Below are 21154 nucleotides of genomic sequence, written 5' to 3' on the forward strand. Positions count from 1 at the left end.
GTTCAGGCCATATCGATGATGTGACCGCACACCAACAAGGAGTACACGTGAGTACACCCGTGCCTGTGGAACCAACCGACGGACTTGTGGACGCCGGCGGCCTCACTCAGGCGCGGGTCGCAGAACTCACCCACGACGGTTACACCAACGCCTACAAAGAACGCTCTTCACGTTCGGCTGCACAGATCCTGAGAGCGAATATCTTCACGATCTTTAACGCCATCCTTGCTGGCGCTGTTGTTATTGTTCTGGCCGTTGGCCACTGGCAAGACGCCGTGTTCGGATTTGTTCTGCTTATCAACACGGCCACCGGCACTATTGCCGAAATCCGTGCTAAGCGCGCACTGGATAAACTCAGCGTACTTGCTGCCCCTACAGCTACCGTGATCCGCGGCGGAGAAGTAGCCACCATTGAGGCAGAAAAACTGGTGCTCGGTGACTTGATGAAAATCAGTGCCGGTCAGCAAATCCCTGCTGATGGTGTGGTCCACGAATCCTCCGGCGTGGAAATCGACGAATCCATTCTCACCGGCGAATCGGACACAGTTCGTAAACGTCGTGGCGAGATGGTGATGAGTGGAACTACCGTCACCGCAGGCAGCGCATTAATGGAAGTTACTGCCGTGGGTGCTCATGCCTACGCACGGCGCTTGGCTGCCCAAGCCAAGAAATATTCTGTGGTCCGTAGCGAACTGCAAGAAGGTACGAACAAGGTCTTACGCTGGATCAGTTGGGTTATCGTACCGATGACGATCCTTCTGGTCTGGTCTCAACTGCGAGTAGCCGGGGGAGTAGTGACCTCTTGGGATGATGGTGCTTGGAAACCTGCGGTAGTCCTCGCCGTTGCTGGCGTGGTGGGCATGGTCCCGCAGGGCCTAGTTCTGCTCACCAGCGTGAACTTCGCGGCCGCATCGATATCATTGGCCCGTAAGAACGTCCTGGTTCAGGAACTCCCTGCCGTAGAAGTCCTCGCCCGCGTGGACAGTCTCTGCCTGGATAAAACCGGCACGCTCACCACCGGCGCCATAGGCCTTCATGACGTCAAACCCTGCGGGGACTACACCCAGGACACCGTCAACGCTGCTCTCCTCGCCCTTGCACGAGTAGGCGAAGCGAACGCCACCGCCACTGCTATTGACTCTGGCCTGGGAGAGTCCATTACCGCACTTGATGTTGTAGATTTTGTTCCCTTCTCCTCGGCCCGCAAGTGGAGCGCCATCCGCACGAATGCTCCGCAATCACATGGCACCTGGGTGCTTGGCGCTCCTGAGATTGTTCTTGCCCAGGCTGAGGGCGGCGAGCACACTCTCGCTATCGTGAACGAGATTGCGTGCGGGGGAGTGCGTGTGGTGGCCCTGGCTCATTCACCAGCCACTATCAATGCCTCCGACGCCGAACCCTCACTCCCATCGCCCCTCACCCCAGCCGCTTTGGTCACCCTCGGTGAAAAAGTTCGCCCCGATGCAGCACAGACGTTGGCCTACTTCAAAGATCAAGGTGTGCAAGTCCGCATTATCAGTGGTGACAACCCCACCACTGTGGCTGCGATCGCTGCCAGTGTTGGCGTGAGCGCACCTGATGGTGGCCCTGTGGAGGGTATTGATGCCCGCACACTTCCACACTTGGCAGATAATCCCCGCGGTCTGGCTCAGGCACTGGAAGATGGCCGCGTCTTTGGTCGCGTCACTCCTGAGCAAAAGCGTGACTTCGTCTCCGCACTCCAGTCCCGAGGCCATGTGGTGGCCATGACGGGTGACGGCGTCAATGATGCTCTCGCTCTCAAAGATGCTGACCTCGGTATTGCTATGGGTAACGCCGCTCCCGCCACCAAGGCTGTCGCGCGACTCGTTCTTCTCGACGGTCAGTTCTCTTCACTGCCCAGTGTGGTTGCCCAAGGACGCCGCGTTATGGCCAATATGGAACGCGTCGCCTCACTCTTCCTCGCCAAAACCACCTACGCCGCACTCATTGCACTCGTGGTGGCAATGTTGGGAATTGGGTACCCTTTCTTGCCACGTCAATTAACGATTGTGGGTTCACTGACGATCGGTATCCCTGCGTTCATCATGGCGCTTGCCCCCACGTCGCAGCGCTACCGTTCTGGGTTCCTTGAGCGTGTTCTTCGTTTAGCCGTACCATGCGGCCTGGTGGTCGGCATTGGTGTGCTTGTGACTCGTACGTGGCTGGTGTGGACCCATACCCCCGATCTTCAGGTGGCAACCGGTTCCACGCTGGTGTTGGTGGCTGGAGGCCTGTGGCTGCTGTCTATGACGGCTCGCCCCTGGGAACTGTGGCGCATCGCGTTGGTAACTGTCATGGCTGCGAGCGCCGTGCTTGCCGTGTTCATTGAACCGGTCCGTCATTTCTTTGCCCTTGAATGGCCCGATGCTCATACCTGGATGGTTATTGCCATCATGGGAACGATTGTTTGTGCTGCTGTTGAGGCTGCGGGGCGATTCGGTGCTGTTGTTGAACTACCGTCACGCAAGTCTCGCCGCTAAGGACTCCTCGTAACCACAGTTCGCGGATAGGAACCGTCCTTAGTGAACAGTTCATTGTCATCTCTCTTGAGACGTGCTGCGGACAGTAACGGTTCTCGGCTAACAGTGCATCGTGAAGCCTAGTGACTGTGATTGGTATCGGCAGCATGTGGAGTTACCTCCTGCGCAGGTGCCTGAACCATAGAAACCTTGCCGTGAATGAGTTTGCGTTCTGAGCGCGTTTGACGCCGAGTAAAACGACCGAGTTGATGGGCTTTCCAGGCAAGAACTGCGCTGACAGCACACAAGATAAGCACCGTGACAATCGAGCCTTCCATGCCCATCGAACCACCCGAGAGAATCTCGGGTCCGCTCATGTGGGAGGTGAAGAATCCGCCTGATGTCCCTGTTCCTGATACATCCCCGCCGAAGAGCCCTAGTTGAAGTGCATTCCACGCAGTGTGGACACCTGCACACATCCATAGCCGCCGCGTGATGATGAATAACAATCCGAATAACACGCCTGCCTCCAAGGCAATGGCGATTACGCCCCAAATGGTGGCACCGGAGTTTGTGATGTGCAGGCCGCCGAAGATCGCTGACGTAAGAATCAACGCAGGAACAGAACCCATTAATCCATCAAGCAGACGCATTCCTGTGGCGCGCATGAGGAATTCTTCGCTGAATCCCGGAGCAATTCCAACCGCTAACCCTGTCAGCATGACTGGCGACCATCCCACGCTGTCGACGTGGTAGACGCCGATAAGAGCCAGCACACCGAAACATAACGAGACCAGCACGCTTCCGGCGAGGAGCCCAAGAGCGAACTCACGCACACGTCCTGGACCGCCGAGAAGCAAACCGGGGCGCTGTCCAATAAAACGTATCACCAGTGCTAAGCCACTCACGCACAAAATGGCAAGGAGGCATGCAAGAACAACCTGAATCAGCCCGTCTGGGTATGACTCCGCAGGACGCATTAGAGGTGTGGCAGGGAATAACCAGGCGGATAGCAACTGCGTGATCACCATGCTGACGATATACACTGCAAACAGAGCGAAGAACTGGGCCACGCGATGTCGATCAGTCCGGTCAATCGGTGACAACGCCAGTCCGAGGAACTGAGGACGTTGCTGATCTGACAACTGGGGATGCTCGTCCATGCGATGAAGAATAACGTGATGTTCTCAGGCGAAAACAGTGTTTCCGAAAACTTATGCAGCGTGGCTTCGGGCAAGAGAAGAGGCGATGAGGCCACAGGCCACTAACTGCAACGCGTGGAACACAATCAACGGCACGGCTACGCCCGCAGCCACAGCAGGAGTAAAGATCGCACCGGCTAAAGGCAGACCTGTGGCTAAAGACTTCTTTGATCCGCACATCAGTAACGCCACTCGGTCCCCATAGGGAAGCTTCAAGACTGAACCGGAATACCAGGTGATTGCTAGCATGACGAGCAGGATGATGAGGCACACCATCATCATCACGAGCAGGCTTGTTGCGTCCACACCGGACCATACGTTCTCACGCACGGATTCAGCCATTGCCGTGAGGACCACAAGCCAAATGACGCTCTGGTCCCACCATTTGAGCATCAACTTATGCCTTCGAACCCGCTGACCAATCCACCGCTCACACAGGTGCCCGATAATGAAAGGAATAAGGATCTGCTTAATGACGCCAAGGAACCCCGCCGCACCGGTTGATCCGTGGGTTCCTAGCACCATAAAGGCCAGCAGGGGAGTAACGAACATACCCAGCAGAGTTGATGCTGTTGCCGCACACACTGCGCCGGCAATATTGCCTTTGGCTACGGACGTGAACGTCACCGAGGACTGCACTGTAGAGGGCAAAAGACACACAAACATCATGCCCATGGTGAGCGCAGCACCCATCAATGGCTCGGCAACTAGCGTGATGCCTTTGCCGAGGAGAGGAAATACCACGAAGGTTGCTAATACGATGGCGCCCTGGAGTTTCCAATTTGTGAGCCCAGAGAGAACTTCTTTGGTGTGAAGCCTGGCACCATACAGGAAGAAAAGAATGACAATGCCCCACCACTTTGCCACACTCAAAGCGTGAAGAACCGCGTCAGGTAGGGGAATAGTCAACCCTATGACGAGGAAGAAAAGAATCCCAAGTACGAATGGATCGAGCCAACGAGGCAAAGCAAGGCGCATGGGCGTCAGTTTAGACTGGCAGACGTGAATGATTCTCTGATTATCCGTGGTGCGCGTGAACATAACCTCCAAGGAGTCAACCTGGATCTGCCCAGGGATTCCATGATCGTGTTCACCGGACTGAGTGGTTCGGGAAAATCATCACTCGCCTTTGACACCATCTTCGCCGAAGGACAGCGCCGCTATGTGGAGTCTCTGTCCGCCTACGCCCGTCAGTTTCTGGGGCAGATGGATAAACCCGATGTGGACTTTATCGAGGGCTTGAGCCCCGCCGTCTCCATTGATCAAAAATCCACCTCGCGTAACCCCCGCTCCACGGTGGGCACCATTACCGAGGTCTACGATTACCTTCGTCTGCTCTACTCACGTGCTGGCATCCAGCATTGTCCCACCTGTGATGAGGTCATTTCTTCCCAGACCCCACAGCAAATCGTCGACCAAATCATGGCCGAAGACGAAGGCACTCGTTTCGCCGTGATCGCCCCCGTGGTCAAAGGCCGCAAGGGGGAACACCTTGACGTGTTCGAAGACCTGCGAAGCCGTGGCTTCATGCGCGTGCGCGTGGACGGCGAGATGTACAAACTCGACGATGTTCCCACCCTTGCCAAGACACGCAAACACACCATTGACGTGGTGGTTGACCGCATGAGCGTCAAGGAATCGACCCGCCAGCGCCTGACTGACTCGGTGGAAACCGGCCTGGACGTCAGCGGCGGCATTATCATCGCCGACTTCGTTGACCGAGACGAAAAAGACCCCAAGCGCGAACGCCGCTTCAGCGAAAAGCGCGCCTGCCCGAATGAGCACCCTCTTGCACTCGACGAGATGGAGCCCCGCACCTTCTCCTTCAACGCTCCTTACGGCGCCTGCCCTGAATGTACAGGCTTGGGCTCACGACTCGAAGTGGACCCCGAACTCGTGGTGCCCGACGAGGATCTGACCCTCAACGAAGGAGCCGTGGTTCCCTGGACCATCCACTCTGACTACTTCCTGCGCCAACTCTCCGCACTCGCCGTCGAACTCGTTTTTGACCTGGATACCCCATGGAAAGCCTTGCCCGAACGCGCCAAGGAAGCGATTCTGCGCGGCAAGGATTACAAGGTCAAGGTGAAGTATCGCAACCGTTGGGGCCGCGAGCGCACCTACCACTCCGGCTTTGAAGGCGTGCTTGATTACGTCATGCGTAAGCATGATGAAACGGAATCGGACCTCAGCCGTGAACGCTACAAGGGTTACATGCGCGAAGTGCCCTGCCCCGCCTGTGGGGGAGCCCGCCTCAAGCCCGAGGTGCTCGCCGTGCGTGTGGGGGATAAGTCCATCGCTGAAGTTTGTGATATGCCCATTGAGGATGCTCGCGACTTCCTGGCCAACCTCCATCTTGAAGGCCAAGCCGCAAAGATTGCTGGTTCCGTACTCAACGAAATCAACGCCCGTCTCGGTTTCCTCGTGGACGTAGGCCTGACCTACCTGACCATGTCTCGAGCAGCAGGAACACTCTCTGGTGGCGAAGCCCAGCGTATTCGCCTGGCCACACAGATCGGTTCCGGTCTAGTCGGTGTGCTCTATGTGCTCGACGAGCCCAGCATCGGGCTGCACCAGCGTGACAATGCTCGGCTCATTGAGACCCTCACGCGCCTGCGTTCCCTGGGTAACACCCTCATCGTGGTGGAACACGACGAGGACACCATTCGTCACGCCGACTGGATTGTGGACATCGGTCCCGGTGCCGGCGAACTGGGCGGCGAAGTGGTCTACTCCGGCCCCGTCCCCGGCTTGCTTGAGGCAGAGCGCTCCGTCACCGGTGACTACCTTGCTGGCCGACGCCGCATTGAACTTCCAGCGCAGCGTCGCCCCATCGATAAGAAGCGTCAACTGACCGTGGTGGGCGCCCGTGAAAATAACCTGCGCAACATTGACGTCAGTGTTCCCCTTGGCTGTTTTGTTGCCGTCACCGGTGTATCTGGATCGGGTAAGTCCACCCTCATTAACACGATTCTTTACCAGGTACTTGCCAATAAGTTGAATGGGGCACGTAGCGTAGCTGGGCGTCACAAGAGCGTTAAAGGCTTAGAGCATCTGGACAAGGTGGTCCATGTGGATCAATCACCTATCGGACGTACCCCGCGCTCGAACCCTGCTACGTACACCGGCGTGTGGGACCACATTCGTAAGATCTTCGCCTCGGTTCCTGAGAGCAAGGTTCGTGGCTATGGCCCCGGACGCTTTTCCTTCAACGTTAAGGGCGGTCGCTGTGAAGCCTGTAAAGGTGACGGCACACTGAAGATCGAAATGAACTTCCTGCCTGATGTGTACGTGCCCTGCGAGGTTTGCCACGGTGCACGCTACAACCGCGAAACCCTTGAAATTCGGTTCAAGGGCAAGACGGTAGCTGAGGTTTTGGATATGACTATCCATGAAGCCAGCGAATTTTTTAGTGCCACCCCGATCATCGCCCGTCACCTGGGCACTTTGGTAGATGTGGGTTTGGGCTACGTGCGACTAGGACAAAGCGCCACCACCCTGTCTGGAGGCGAAGCTCAGCGCGTCAAACTTGCTACTGAACTGCAGCGTCGTTCCACTGGCCGCACCATCTACGTGCTCGATGAACCCACTACCGGCCTGCACTTTGAAGATATTCGTAAACTTCTTGCTGTGCTTCAGGGCCTGGTGGACAAGGGCAACTCAGTGGTGGTCATTGAACATAACCTTGATGTAATCGCTAGTGCCGACTGGATTATTGATATGGGGCCTGAAGGTGGCAGCGGTGGTGGCACCGTGGTTGATGAAGGTACTCCAGAAGACTTGGTGAAGCGTGCCAAGGCGACTGGCTCGCATACGGGTGCTTTCCTCGGAGAAGTCCTCAACCGCTAGGTTCTAGTGATTGGCATTCGATTCACGTCAGCACCACGGTGCAGGCTTGGTATCGCTCAATGGGATGGTCCATCCTCGATGCGGGGGAGTGGAGGCTGCCTGCTTGATAGCGCTTGGCTCGGCCGGTGGATACAGGGCTGGTAGGAGACAGGTCCTAAAATGTGGGTGTTCGACGTCGAAAAGCCAACTTTTCCGCACATAAACTGCCATGTGACGCGACACAATCGAACACAATCCAGTACAGTGGAATCATGAGCGAAGCCGGATTGCTAGCAGCACAAGACAAGATGCGTGAAGGCGGGGTGGCGCAAGCAGCCATCGATGTGTTCACCCATTACTACAAGGCCGTTGAGACCGGAGCAACCGGCCTCATTCCAGAGGAAACCATCGAACCTCTTACAGAAATCGATTCTCTGGAAACCGTTGAAATCACCGATGATGAAGCACGCGAAGCACTTAGCAAAACTGTGCTCATCAAACTCAACGGTGGTCTGGGAACCTCCATGGGGATGGACAAGGCCAAGTCCCTCCTGCCCGTGCGTGATGGCAAGTCCTTCCTCGACCTCATTGTCAATCAGGTACAGAAAGCTCGCGAACATTACGGCGTGACCCTGCCCCTGATCTTCATGGACTCCTTCCGCACCCGTGAAGATACCCTCGAAGCACTCTCCAAACATCCCGGCATCGAAGTGGATGGACTTCCCCTGGATTTCCTTCAGAACCGTGAGCCCAAACTCCGCGCCGACGATCTCACCCCTGTTGAATGGGAAGCGGATCCCGAACTCGAATGGTGCCCGCCCGGACACGGTGACATCTACACCGCACTCGTCGCCTCCGGCGTTCTTGATGCACTTATCGACAAGGGCTATCGCTACGCCATGACCTCCAACTCCGACAACCTCGGAGCCACCCCCAGTGCACAAATCGCTGGCTGGTTTGCTCAATCGGGCGCCCCTTATGCCCCTGAAATGTGCCGCCGCACCCCTGCAGATGTCAAGGGTGGTCACCTGGCTATCCGCAAGAGTGATGGACGTGTCATCCTGCGTGACACCGCCCAGACTCCCAAGGATCAGATGCACTACTTCACCGACCAGTTCCGTCACCCCTTCTTCCACACAAACAATCTCTGGTTCGATCTCATTGTTCTGCGTGACACCCTCAAGGAACGCAACGGCATCCTCGGCCTGCCACTTATTAAAAACGCTAAGACCGTCGATCCTGCTGACTCCTCATCCACCCCGGTTATTCAGATGGAAACCGCTATGGGGGCAGCAGTCGAGGCTTTCGAAGGTGCTACTGCCATTGAGGTTCCCCGCTCGCGTTTCCTACCCGTTAAGACCACCAACGATCTTCTCCTGGTGCGCTCCGACGTGTACGAACTCGATGACATGGGCGCACTCGTCCAGCGCGGCGATCAGGCCTGCGTGATCAGCCTCGATAGTCGCTACTACAAGACTATCCACGAGTTTGAAAAACGTTTCCCCTATGGTCCTCCGTCACTACGTCGCGCCACCAAACTCACCGTTGATGGTGACTGGACCTTCGGCAAGGGCGTGAAGATCGTTGGATCGGTTCGCCTTGAAGATCCTGGATATTCTACTGACGTTTCTGATGGAGCATTGCTCTAAGGAGTAACGAGAACTCCTCTTGAGGAGTTTGTTTAAGACAACCTTGGGTGGGCGCCGCTAATGCGGCGCCCACCCATTTGCTGTGCGTCAACTTAGAGGGCTTCTTGCTTGTTGTACGTTGTATTGCGGTGCTTCCCACTTGTTGTCTTTCGTCTTCTGTGCGTCAGCGTGGTGGTGCATTCGTTACGTTGAGTGACCGGTAGTTTCATCAAGGTACAAAGAGACGTTTCAGGGGCGTGCGTGTGATGAGGATGGTCCCCTGATGAACTTACAGTTCCGTTGAGGTGAGGAAATCTCAGAGGTGGCGCATCTCCAGCCGGTGAGGCTGAAGGAGAATCTTGGCGGATACAACAAAAGACCGGAAGAGTTGAACTCTTCCGGTGCTATTGACGGTGGGCGATACTGGGTTCGAACCAGTGACCTCTTCGGTGTGAACGAAGCGCGCTACCACTGCGCCAATCGCCCGTGCTGAAACAGGTTAGTCGCAACAGTGTCATTTGAGCAAATCGCCTTGCGGTGAGGTGGATCACCGGCGAGCCAATTTGCGAAAAGGGTAGGAGGTAGTGTTATTGTTTTCCAGCACCGCGAAGGTTTGGTCTTCATGCGGTACGCAATGCGGATGTGGCTCAGTTGGTAGAGCATCACCTTGCCAAGGTGAGGGTCGCGGGTTCGAGTCCCGTCATCCGCTCCATGGAGCCGGGAGCGCCCAGCCTCCAGCTTCACGATGGTGGGTTGGCCGAGTGGCTAGGCACCGGCCTGCAAAGCCGTTTACACCGGTTCGAATCCGGTACCCACCTCGGGCGATTGGCGCAGCGGGAGCGCGCTTCCCTGACACGGAAGAGGTCACTGGTTCGATCCCAGTATCGCCCACCAGTGAGGATGTCCTTAACGCATAGCGTTAAGGATTTTTCTTTTCTTTCACATGTCTTTTACCGCGTCACGCCACCGTCAAGGAGGCGAACCACGGTAGTCTTACCTAAGTAATTCGTGTGGTTAACCACCGGAGCACTACCGCCTTACGGCAGTGATCAACAGTGGCGACACGTCCTGACCGCTGAGAGTACCGAGCAAGGGAGAATCCATGCCCATCACGCGCCCCACGCCACTGCGTCCTGTGATTATTGGTGGCGACATTGGTGTGTATGGCATTGGTCGTTCTTTCCATGAAGCATTTGGGTGCCTCTGCACGGCTGTGGCATCTGCCCCCGTTGATGCGGTCGCGCGCTCGTCCTTTTTCGAGGTTGAGCCCATCGTTGAGCATGCAGACGATGAGACTCTTTTGGCTACCCTCATGGACTTGGCTCTGCGCTATGACAACAGTGACCTTGTCCTCATGGCCAACCATGATCTGCACTCTTCCTTCATCGCCCGCAATCGCAAGGCGCTCTCAAAGTACTACGCACTGCCCTTTCCTGATCTCGAAACTGTTGACCGCGTCACCGACAAGGCCACGTTCGCAGCTATTTGCGACGAACTGGACATCCCCACCCCCGGAACCGTTGAGGTGGACATGGCAGAAGCGTCCAACCCTGATTGGCAAGCACCTCAGATCCCGTTCGATTTCCCTGTGGTTGCTAAGGCTGCACGCGGAGACGAATACGATGCCATCGATTTCCCTGGCAAACGGAAGATCTGGTTTATCGAATCTGCTGAGGAACTCGCTCAACTGTGGACTGACCTTGCAGGTGCAGGATTCACCGGCGTTTTTCTTGTTCAGGAACTCATCCCCGGTGATAACACTCAGATGCGTTCCATTACCGCCTATGTGGATTCCTCCGGTTCCACGACCCTCATGGGTAGCGCCCGAGTCCTCCTCGAAGATCATGCGCCGACGATGATCGGTAACCCCGTTGCCATGATCACTGAGCCATTCCCTCAACTATGGGTCCAGGCGGATCGTTTCTTCAAAGCCACTGGTTACCGAGGTTTTGCCAATTTCGATGTGAAGATTGATCCTCGTGACGGTCGAGCTTTGTTCTTCGAAGTCAACCCGCGCATCGGACGTAACAATTGGTACATGACTGCAGCGGGGGCGAACCCTATGGTTCCTATGGTTGAGGACCTGGTAGACCACAAGCGTGTCACTCCGCGTGAAGTCTCCACTCAGGTTCTTTACACCCTCGTTCCCGATAAACTCCTCCTTCATTACATCCGTGATGAGAACCTCCGTTCCCGCGTGAAATCCATCATCGCCCAGGGACACCGCTACAACCCGTTGTTCTACTCAGCGGAAAAGGATCTGCGACGCAACGTCGTGGTCAGAGCACAAACGCTCAACCAGTTCCGTAAATTTAAGCGGTACTACCCCGAACCCACAGACCAATCGTTCTAAACACCAGGAGGCATCATGACCCGTACCGAGACACTCCGACGGATTGACGGCCATGAGATGCGCCTGGCTTCCGGCGGAGGCCGCGAACTTCCCGTCGAACAAACCCAAGCCTGGGACAACTTTGACCGTGCTATGGGCCGTGAGCCATGGGGTCGCTACGTATACGAAGATAACGGCAAACCTGTCGCTGTTATCGCCCTGACCGAATACACAATCGGTGGTCAGAAGTTCCTTTGGGCCAAGCACGGACCAGTCTGGTTGAAGGAACAGTCACCTGAACGCGAAGCTCACTTGCGGCGTCTGCTGGTCAACGAAGTTCGCTCTCTCCAGCCTGAAGTGGCTTTTATTCGTATGCATGCTCGCTACAGTGCACCCGACTGCCATGAGTTACTTAACTCCTTGACCTACGATCGCACCTATGTGATTGACTTACGTCCGAAGACTCCTGAAGCTATCGCCGCCGCGATGCCCAAGGACGGACGTCGGGCAGTCAAGCGCGCTGCTCGCGTCGCTGAGGAAGCCGGGTGCAGTCTCTCCGACGAATCAGACATCAGTCGTGAAGATTTTGATGCTATTTATGGCGTCATGCTCGAAACCGCTGAGCGTGATGGTTTTACTCCCCACCCTATTGAGACCTACTGGAACATGCTTCAGTCTCTAGGGCGCGAGCACGCACGTCTCTTCGTACTTCGCTATGAAGGCCAGCCGCACGTGTGGGTACTTTGCGTGACCTCCGGAGTTCAATCGGTGGCCTACTATGGTGCATCGACCTACGAATCTAGGAAGTTCCGTGGCGCTGAAGCGCTTGATTGGTACTGTGCATGTGTACTGGCTGAAGAAGGCTACGAAGGTTACGACCTTATGGGTGCTGGTTCTACACGAGTTCCCGAACTGTACTCCGTAGGACAGTACAAGAAGCGATATGCCCAGCACGTAACCGAAGTGGACGGCGCATGGGACGTGCCAGTCAACATCCCGATTTTCGCTGCTCTGCTTACTGCCAAGAAGGGTAAGCACCTGGTGCGCGGGGCTCAGTCTATGGCCTTACAGATGCCTGACACTCTTGCCCAAGCACCTACAAGCGGTGAAGACATTGTTGATTCTGTGCGCTCGCACGCACCTCGTTGGTGGCGTAGTGCTAAAGCAACCCTGACTCATCAAATTAGTCTGCTGCGTCGTTAATGTCGGGGGTGCGTGGTGGCAAGCCACCACGCACCCCATGCTCACTAGGCCTCTGTAACACTGTTGCGCAACGAAAAGATCACCATGACTTCCTCCCCTCTGATGCCCTCCGCTCCCTTTGCGCCACAGGCCGGTGCCTCCCACGTTACTGGTGCCCTTATCACAGGCCTTAGCCGCAATGATTGGATTGACCGTGCCGACATGATGCTCGGCTCGTTACAGCATTACGCAACCCCCGGGCATGCAGGATTCGATATTCCCGGACTCACCTCCATGTCCGGTTACGAATCAGACAAACTTGAAGGATTCGCCCGTTCTTTCCTTCTCGCAGGTTTCCGCCTCGCCGGTTCCCAAGGGCAACCCGTGTGGCTGGCCGACTTTTACCGTGAAGGACTTATTGCAGGCACTACGCCGGATTCTCCAGAATCATGGCCGCGCCTGTCAGAATGCCCCCAAGCTAAAGTTGAAGCAGCTTCTATCTGTTTAATCTTGGACATGACCCGTCCTTGGATTTGGGACATGTTATCTGGACGTGAGCAGGCCAATGTCATTCGCTGGCTTGAGGATTTCGTCGGTGATGATTCCTCCCCACGTAATAACTGGTTGTGGTTCCGTGTGGTTGTGGAAACTTTCCTTCGCTCCGTGGGAGGACCTTGGAGCGAACAGGACATCATCACCGATCTTCGCCGCCACGATTCTTATTACCAAACCCATGGATGGCTCAGCGATGGTGCAGCCCGCAGTTACGATTACTACGCAGGTTGGGCTATGCATCTCTATCCAACGCTTTGGGCGCGTATGGATGGCGCACGAGATTTCGCCTCCCCACGCCGTGAACGCGACCACGAGCGGCTTGAACGTTTCATTACTGATTACGTGCAACTCATCGCAACGAACGGTGCCCCAATATTCCAAGGCCGCTCACTGATCTACCGTTTTGCAGCAGCCGCTCCGTTTTGGGCTGCAGCACTCGACGAATGTACTTCTGTTCCCATGGGGCAGTTGCGCACGGCAGCGTCAGCCATGTTGAACTCTTTCACCAACCATGGCACCTTTGGTGATCCTGAGGCTGGAAGTCTGGTTCACGGCGTCGCTAGTAATCCTGAGGAGGTGACGCGTCTCAAACCAGGAATCTTGAGCCCCGGTTGGCTGGCTTCTGCAGAAATCATGCGTCAGGAATACTCTGGACCTGCTTCACCTTACTGGGCCAGCAAAGGCATGCTTGGTATTGCCTTGCCCGACACTCACCCCATCTGGCAAGCCACTGAAGAACCTCTGCCACACTGGCAGAAGCCCACCATGCGTACCGTAAAAGCACCGGGCTGGATCACTACCCAATCAGAAACTCGTGGAACCCAGCGAGCGGCCATCATTATCAACCACGGAACCGATCACAGTGCCCCAGGGCATTACTGCGTGGACGCGCCGCTCTATGCGACCTATGCCTACTCCAGCGCAACCACCCCCATCATCAATGCTGAGCGTGTAGCCGGGCCTCTGGACCAGCACGTGGGACTCATCGCACCCGTGCCTATTGCACCGCCAGCACTCAATGAGCATGCGGGGGAGCGCACTTTGGCTGCTAACTTCACCGGTCATGATGGCCAGTGGATTTCCAACCGCACTGGATTCATCACCCGTGCCCTCGGCGCAGATGAACATACTCACTGGGCTGTTTCCGAAGGACAAACCACGTGGATCTGGCCCTACGCCGAACAAAATAACTTCGGTGGTGGTCTTGAAGGTCAACCTGTTCCCGCAGGCCACCTCACTGTGATTTCTCTCGTCCGTGGCGGCTGGGAAGCACGTTGCATCAAAGTCACCAATCCTACCGTTCCAGATGCACGCCTACGTCTGAGCGGATGGGCACTGAGCGCTCACGCGGGAGCGCCAACAACTACGCTCTGCCAAGATGGAGCAGACTCCTGTCTCATGGATACTAACGCCGCCCAAGCAGATCAAGTCCAGGGACACCACTGGCAGGGCGCGGCTATGGGAGCCTCCACACCCCAATACTTCACCTCACAGACTAGCCCTGCGATACAGCTGAACACCCCATGGTGCGTGCGAACTGAAGCGATCAACGCTTACGGAATGCCCGTCACCGCCTACTTGACCTCTACGTTCCCGGTTGACCTTTCACTCGTCAGCCACACCGGGCAATTCCCCATGGGCACCACCATGACCTACCCGCAAGTTAGCCTGGCGTTGACGGAGGACTGGGTGACTATCGGCCTAGGTCTCGAAACGGCAGATGAAGGTGATGACTTTACCCACACCGCCTGTGCTAACCCACGCCTGAACGCAACTGTCACAGAAGGCGAAAATACCTGGGAAATTCAGGTCAGTTGGCCCGATGGAATCACTACGACCTCAAGCATCAGCGCAAACATCTCATGATTAAATGCCCTATGTGAAAAACGCGTGGGCATCATTTATTAACTCGGCACAATCCAAACTCTGGGTTCTGCCCATGGTCAGTGGCATCATCGGTGCGATCTTGGCCCTCATCGCCACAGAAATCACTATCCCTGAACAGTACTTCTTCGCCCGCTTTTTGTGGCCCGGTGACGCCAAAGCCGCCTCTGATATGCTCAGTTTCATCGCTTCCACCACGATGACTGTCCTGACTACCACTATCTCGATGACGCTCATCGTGCTTCAAGTGGCTAGTGGCAACTTTTCCCATCAACTTCTGCGTGACTATATCCAGTCCAAAGCTGTCCGTGTCATCATCGCCGTGTACGTGGGGGTTTTCACCTATACGGTGCTCGTGCTGCGCTCCATGGAGGATGACGCAATCGTTCCTCCACAACTGGCCATGACCATGTCCATGATTATGATCTTCATCGCCGTGGCCACTTTTATTTGGTACGTCTCACGCGTGGTGGACATGGTCCGTGTTGATACCATCATTTCCACGTCCGTGGATCGCACCGTGAAATACGCAGCCATCGCGACTGATGATGACACTCCAGCCCCCTCCGAATGCCCGGAGATTCCCGATACCGCATTCCACGTGTTCGCTACCGATTCAGGATACGTTCAGCGTGTGGACCTTGACGGTGCTGCTCGATGGGCCAAGAACCATAACGCCACAGTCATTGTTCAAGTTCGCCCCGGGGACCGCGTGATGGAAGGACGTACCCTCCTACGCTGGTGGATGAACGAGGAAACTCACTGTGTTGCTGACGCTCCCGTTAATGAACAAGCCCCTGAACACGGCGTAGTCGCCGGCCGCGATCAAGGTGAAGATAGCGCCCCCACCCCGCCTACTATCGTCAACCTCGACCATGAGCGATCTAGTGGCCAAGACTTCTCCTTGGGCTTGCGTCAGTTGTCTGACATTGCCGTGCGCGCATTGTCCCCAGGAACTAATGACCCCACGACCGCTCGTCACGTCATTGCTCAGGCAGCTACCGCATTACGTACCCTCGTGGCCAACCCGCCTCAGCCTCACGCTCGTTTTCTTGAGGAAGACGACGCCGATCAGCCTCGTCTCGTTGTGTGGGCACCTTCACGAGGAGCCGCTGAACTCGTTGACTCCTTTATCGGAGAAATCCGTCGCTACGCTGAAAGTGAGCCAGGTATTCTTATTGACCTTCTCACTGTGCTTAGTTGGCTCGACCACTCGACCACAGACCCGTGGGTTCACGATGTTGTTGATGCACAGCGTCATTCCATTGTGGCCGCAGCAAACCGAGGTATTAGCGATGACCGTGATCGTGAGCGTGTTATCGAAGCCGCAGAAGGACGTACCAGCCACGGAGCCTGGGATTACGGGATGTGAACGCAGGTTAATTGCTAATAACAATAGATCTCATCGGTGACCCTCCATAGCAGCCACGCGCGCACCATCCTTGGCCTAAGAGGTGAAACAGCCTGGCCGTACTTGAGGGAGAGAAAGGGCAATGAGCCACTGATCACCATTGCCAGGCGAACGTGAGAATCCATGAAATAGGCGGGTAGACTCACTACTTGAGAGGAACGCACCAGTACAGCGTTCCTGAGTACTCATATCAAGGAGAATACTGTGTCCGAACAACTTACCCTCACCATTAATGGCCAGGAACATCAGGTTCCCAGTGGAACCACCGGAACAGAACTCTTTGAGAACACCGCTACTGACAGCCCCATTGTTGCTATGACTGTCAACGGAGAATCCTGGGACCTTTACCGCGAACTGCCTGACGGCGCCAGCGTTGAACCTATTACCTTGGATAGTGAAGAAGGCCTCAACATCCTTCGCCATTCCTGCACCCACGTCATGGCTCAGGCAGTCCAGGACATCTTCCCCGACGTGAACCTCGGTATCGGGCCCTTCATTACCGACGGCTTCTACTACGACTTCGGCAACATTGATCCTGTTACCCCCGAACTGCTCAAGGACATTGACAAGCGCATGAAGCGCATCGTCAAGGAAGGCCAGAGTTTCCAGCGTCGTGACATCTCCGCTGAGGATGCTGAAAAGGAACTGGCCAACCAGCCCTACAAGCTCGAACTCATCACCACCAAGGGCAAGGGCGCAGAAGGCGCATCCGTGGAGGTCGGCTCCGGTGGCCTGACCATGTATGACAACGTCCGCCGCAACGGTGACGTGGTGTGGACTGACCTCTGCCGCGGCCCCCACCTGCCTACCACCAAACTTATCGGCCAGGGATTTGCCCTGACCAAGGCTTCAGCCTCCTACTGGAAGGGCGACCAGAGCGGAGACCAACTCCAGCGCATCTACGGCACCGCATGGCCCAGCAAGGAAGAACTCAAGGCCTACCAGGACCGCATCGCTGAAGCCGCACGCCGCGACCACCGTAAACTCGGCGCCGAACTTGACCTGTACTCCTTCCCCGAAGAAGTGGGTCCCGGCCTGGTGCTCTTCCACCCCAAGGGCGGAATCCTGCGCCATGAAATCGAGCAGTACGTTATTAATCGTCACAAGGAATACGGTTTCGACTTCGTCCACACTCCCGAAATCACGAAGTCCGGCCTGTTTCACACCTCCGGGCACCTTCCTTACTACAAGGAAACGATGTTCCCGCCCATGATCGCCGACGAAGAGCGCGATGAAGAGGGCAACATCACCAAGCCTGGTCAGGAGTATTACCTCAAGGCCATGAACTGCCCGATGCACAACATCATCTTCCGCTCTCGTGGGCGGTCCTACCGTGAGTTGCCCCTGCGCTTCTTCGAAATGGGCCACGACTACCGCTACGAAAAGAGCGGTGTGGTCCATGGCCTGACCCGCATGCGCGGATTCACCCAGGACGACTCCCACACCTACTGCACCCCCGATCAGGCACGCGATGAAATCAAGCGCCAGATCGATTTCTTCATCTCCATCCTCTCCGCATTTGGACTCAAGGACTTCTACCTTGAACTGTCCACCCGCGATGAGGACGGCAAGAAGAAGGACAAGTTCATCGGCTCCGATGAAGACTGGGAAAACGCCACCAGCGCATTGGAAGCAGCATGCGCTGAAACCGGCCTCAACCTGGTTCCCGACCCGGGCGGCGCTGCCTTCTACGGCCCCAAGGTCTCCGTTCAGGTCAAGGATGCGCTGGGCCGCACCTGGCAGATGTCCACCGTCCAGTACGACTTCAACCAGCCCGAGCGCTTCGACCTCGAATACACCGCACCTGACGGCAGCCACCAGCGCCCCGTGATGATCCACACCGCCAAACTCGGCTCCGTGGAACGCTTCATCGGTGTGCTCGTTGAGCACTACGCTGGCGCATTCCCCGCCTGGCTCTCACCCGTCCAGGTACGCCTCGTCCCCGTGGCAGAAGCCTTCGACGAGTACTGCCAGAACGTGGCCGCCAAACTCCGCGAGCGCGGCGTGCGCGTTGAGGTGGACCTGTCCGATGACCGTTTCGGAAAGAAGATCCGCAACGCCTCGAAGGAAAAGATTCCCTTCGTCCTCATCGCCGGCGGCGATGACGCTGACGCAGGCGCCGTATCCTTCCGTTACCGCGACGGCAGCCAGGACAACCAGGTTCCCGTGGACGAAGCAGTGGAGCACATCGTCTCCGTCATCGCTCAGCGTCTGAACGAACCCGGCGAAGAAAAGCGCTCAAACGCCAACGCCTAAGTCACCGGCTAAGGGAGTGGAATCAGTGGAGCACCAACAATCTCAGCCCACCCCTGCGCAGCCTTACCAGGACATTCCTGAAGGCTGCGCGGTAGAAAACCCTGAGGATCGCGTCGGAATCCCTGACGCCTTCCAACGGCTGTGGACCCCACATCGCATGGTCTACATCGGCGGAGAAAACAAACCCGCTGATTCCACCCCCGGCCAGTGCCCATTCTGTGCCAGCCCCAACCGAGGTGACGATGAGCAAGCACTCATCGTCTACCGCGGCGAACTGGTGTACGTGATTCTCAATCTCTACCCCTACAACCCTGGGCACTTGCTCGTTTTACCCTACCGCCACGTCGCGGACCTGACAGACCTGACATCTGCCGAGCGCGACGAGTTGTTCGATGTTTCTGCCCAGGCTATGCGTGTGTTGCGCGCCGTGAGCCACCCCGATGGCTTTAACCTGGGAATGAACCAAGGCGATGTAGCCGGAGCAGGTATTGCTGCCCACCTGCATCACCATGTGGTTCCCCGCTGGAAGGGGGACGCCAACTTCCTTCCCATCGTGGGACAGACCAAAGCCGTTCCCCAGCTCCTCACCGAGGCACGCAACGCGTTGGCTGAGGCTTGGTCAACCCATGCACACGACGGCGAGCAAGGAGCAGCATGCTAGGCCAACACGGACGCTGGATCACCAAAGCACTCCTCACCAAACCCGCCCTTGCCTTGGGACGCATGGGCGTAACCCCCAATATGTTGACCGTCACGGGCACTGTCCTGAGTGTCAGCGTGGCTACTCTCGTCATCCCCACCGGCAACTTCGCCCTGGCACTCGCTTTGCTCATCGTAGTGATCGCCGGCGACGCCTTCGACGGCATCCTCGCCCGCGCCACCGGAACAGCATCACCCTTCGGTGCCTTCTTGGACTCCACCATGGACCGATTCGCTGACGCTGCCGTGTTCGGGTCCTTTGCCCTGTGGGCCCTGTGGCACATGCCTTCTGGCCGACTCCAAAGCGTCACCGTAGCATTGTCCGTGGTGTGCGTAGCCTTTGCACTGACCGTGTCTTACGCTCGCGCTCGCGCAGAATCTGTAGGAAAGACAGCAGCAGTGGGTATTGCCGAGCGAACTGATCGCCTCATCACCATTGCCCTCTTTGCTTTGGCAAGCCAAATCTTCTCCTACCAGCCCGCCGTCACCATTGGCCTGGGCGTGGTCGCAGTAGCCAGCTTCATCACCATCATTCAGCGCATGTTCACCGTCAAGCATCAATTCGACGCCGAACGCTCCACTTCACACGCCACCTCACCTCACCCTGACATCACAGCCCCGGATACTTTGTGAATACTGATCGACTCTTTGCCTTCGGCTGGGCCAATGCTCGCCGCCTGCCCACTCCGCTTGGATACGCCCTGGCACACGGCGGTGCCGATGCAGCGTGGCTGGCTCACCGAGCCCTCCAGGCCGTTGGAAAGAAGGGTCTTCGGGGTTTAGGACAACTCGAAAAGAACATCATCAAGGTTGAGCGCTACGCTCAGCGCCCCACCAATCCGACACGCATTCACCGCCTGTCGCGCAGCGGAATGCGCTCCTATATGCGCTACTTCTACGAAGCCTTAGCGTTACCCGCAGTGACGCAATCACAACTTCGTGCCCGCGTTCGCGCTGAACTCGACCCACGTCTCGAAGACGATCTTGCTGACGGCAGTGTGGTGATGGCGCTACCTCATATGGGTAACTGGGACCTGGCCGGAGCGTGGGCTAGTGCCACCCTGGCAACCGTTCTTACCGTCGCAGAAAAACTGGAGCCCGAAGAGCTTTTCCACCAGTTCGTCGCCTTCCGCGAATCCTTAGGCATGGAAATCATCGGTCAGGCCAAAGGTGAACGCGTATTTGACCAACTTGTCTCCCGTGCTCAAACAGGCCACTACTTCATCCCCCTCTTAGCCGATAGGGACCTGTCGATTAATGGCATCACCACACAGTTGTGTGGCAGTGAAGCTCGAGTCGCGGCAGGTCCGGCTGCGCTTGCTCTTCGCCTTAATCGTCCTCTTTATACTGGCACACTCACCTACGAACGTCTCAGTGGTGAGCGTCGCCGAGAAGCAGGTAGTTCATGGGGATTGGTGATTGATGTTCGTCGTATTGGTGAGCCAGCAGATTTCGGGTGGACCTCAGAGACCACCCGTGATGAAGCCCGCTCTATCACTTCGAAGATGACTCATCAATGGGTACAACAACTCTCCGAGCTTCTCCGAGATACCGTCACAGACTGGCATATGCTTCAACCTGTTTTCACTGATGACCTTGATATGCAACGCCTCCAGGCCAGCCACGATCGTGCGCGCCAACGCCAAGAGGCTGAAGCTGCCGGTCATCAACTGCTCGATACTCACCAGGAGGCATAG

Annotated in this window: 13 protein-coding genes and 4 tRNA genes; 14 read left to right on the forward strand and 3 right to left on the reverse strand. The window is 56.6% G+C overall.

The genetic code is table 11. The annotated features are described in order from the left end of the window. Positions 1–47: 47 nt before the first annotated feature. Positions 48–2501, forward strand: a complete 2454-nt coding sequence (locus A9753_RS04125) for an HAD-IC family P-type ATPase (RefSeq protein ID WP_245637359.1) — start codon at positions 48–50, stop codon at positions 2499–2501. Between the two features lie 119 nt (positions 2502–2620). Here the strand turns inward: A9753_RS04125 and A9753_RS04130 are convergent, their stop codons facing one another. Next, positions 2621–3643, reverse strand: a complete 1023-nt coding sequence (locus A9753_RS04130; RefSeq protein WP_083090292.1) for a CPBP family intramembrane glutamic endopeptidase — start codon at positions 3641–3643, stop codon at positions 2621–2623. Positions 3644–3694: 51 nt separating this feature from the next. Then, on the reverse strand, positions 3695–4723 hold the full coding sequence (locus A9753_RS04135) for a bile acid:sodium symporter family protein (protein WP_083090293.1): 1029 nt from the start codon (positions 4721–4723) through the stop codon (positions 3695–3697). On the opposite strand from A9753_RS04135, the gene uvrA reads away from it, so the two are divergent. Both uvrA and A9753_RS04145 read left to right on the forward strand, forming a co-directional pair. After that, entirely contained in the window at positions 4685–7531 is a 2847-nt protein-coding gene (gene uvrA / locus A9753_RS04140) for an excinuclease ABC subunit UvrA (protein ID WP_067780764.1), read from the forward strand. The genes A9753_RS04135 and uvrA overlap by 39 nt on opposite strands. 251 nt (positions 7532–7782) lie before the next feature. Further along, on the forward strand, positions 7783–9159 hold the full coding sequence (locus A9753_RS04145) for a UTP--glucose-1-phosphate uridylyltransferase (protein ID WP_067780767.1): 1377 nt from the start codon (positions 7783–7785) through the stop codon (positions 9157–9159). Positions 9160–9552: 393 nt separating this feature from the next. Here A9753_RS04145 and A9753_RS04150 read toward each other — a convergent pair. Further along, a tRNA-Val gene (locus A9753_RS04150) sits at positions 9553–9624 on the reverse strand. A gap of 150 nt (positions 9625–9774) precedes the next feature. On the opposite strand from A9753_RS04150, the gene A9753_RS04155 reads away from it, so the two are divergent. From A9753_RS04155 to A9753_RS04205, 11 genes are all read left to right on the forward strand, one after another. Further along, positions 9775–9850 (forward strand) — tRNA-Gly (locus A9753_RS04155). 35 nt (positions 9851–9885) lie between these two features. Then, positions 9886–9956: transfer RNA gene (locus A9753_RS04160), tRNA-Cys, on the forward strand. Between the two features lies 1 nt (position 9957). After that, positions 9958–10032 (forward strand) — tRNA-Val (locus A9753_RS04165). A 208-nt stretch (positions 10033–10240) separates the two neighbouring features. Continuing rightward, on the forward strand, positions 10241–11491 hold the full coding sequence (locus tag A9753_RS04170; protein WP_067780770.1) for a carboxylate--amine ligase: 1251 nt from the start codon (positions 10241–10243) through the stop codon (positions 11489–11491). Positions 11492–11506: 15 nt separating this feature from the next. Then, on the forward strand, positions 11507–12673 hold the full coding sequence (locus A9753_RS04175) for a lipid II:glycine glycyltransferase FemX (RefSeq protein WP_067780772.1): 1167 nt from the start codon (positions 11507–11509) through the stop codon (positions 12671–12673). 84 nt (positions 12674–12757) lie between these two features. Then, complete coding sequence (locus A9753_RS04180; RefSeq protein WP_067780775.1) at positions 12758–15073, forward strand: DUF2264 domain-containing protein; 2316 nt, start codon at positions 12758–12760, stop codon at positions 15071–15073. Between the two features lie 13 nt (positions 15074–15086). Further along, positions 15087–16463, forward strand: coding sequence for a DUF2254 domain-containing protein (locus A9753_RS04185; protein ID WP_176702723.1), 1377 nt, complete (start codon positions 15087–15089; stop codon positions 16461–16463). Positions 16464–16706: 243 nt separating this feature from the next. Then, positions 16707–18758, forward strand: coding sequence for a threonine--tRNA ligase (gene thrS / locus A9753_RS04190; protein ID WP_067780782.1), 2052 nt, complete (start codon positions 16707–16709; stop codon positions 18756–18758). 73 nt (positions 18759–18831) lie between these two features. After that, positions 18832–19419, forward strand: a complete 588-nt coding sequence (locus tag A9753_RS04195) for an HIT family protein (RefSeq protein WP_067781132.1) — start codon at positions 18832–18834, stop codon at positions 19417–19419. Then, positions 19413–20090, forward strand: coding sequence for a CDP-alcohol phosphatidyltransferase family protein (locus A9753_RS04200; protein WP_067780785.1), 678 nt, complete (start codon positions 19413–19415; stop codon positions 20088–20090). The genes A9753_RS04195 and A9753_RS04200 overlap by 7 nt, the downstream gene beginning before the upstream one ends. Beyond that, entirely contained in the window at positions 20087–21154 is a 1068-nt protein-coding gene (locus tag A9753_RS04205; protein WP_067780788.1) for a phosphatidylinositol mannoside acyltransferase, read from the forward strand. Before A9753_RS04200 ends, A9753_RS04205 begins: the two co-directional genes overlap by 4 nt.

The sequence above is a fragment of the Actinomyces vulturis genome, assembly GCF_001687305.1.
Taxonomy (GTDB): Bacteria; Actinomycetota; Actinomycetes; order Actinomycetales; family Actinomycetaceae; genus Actinomyces; species Actinomyces vulturis.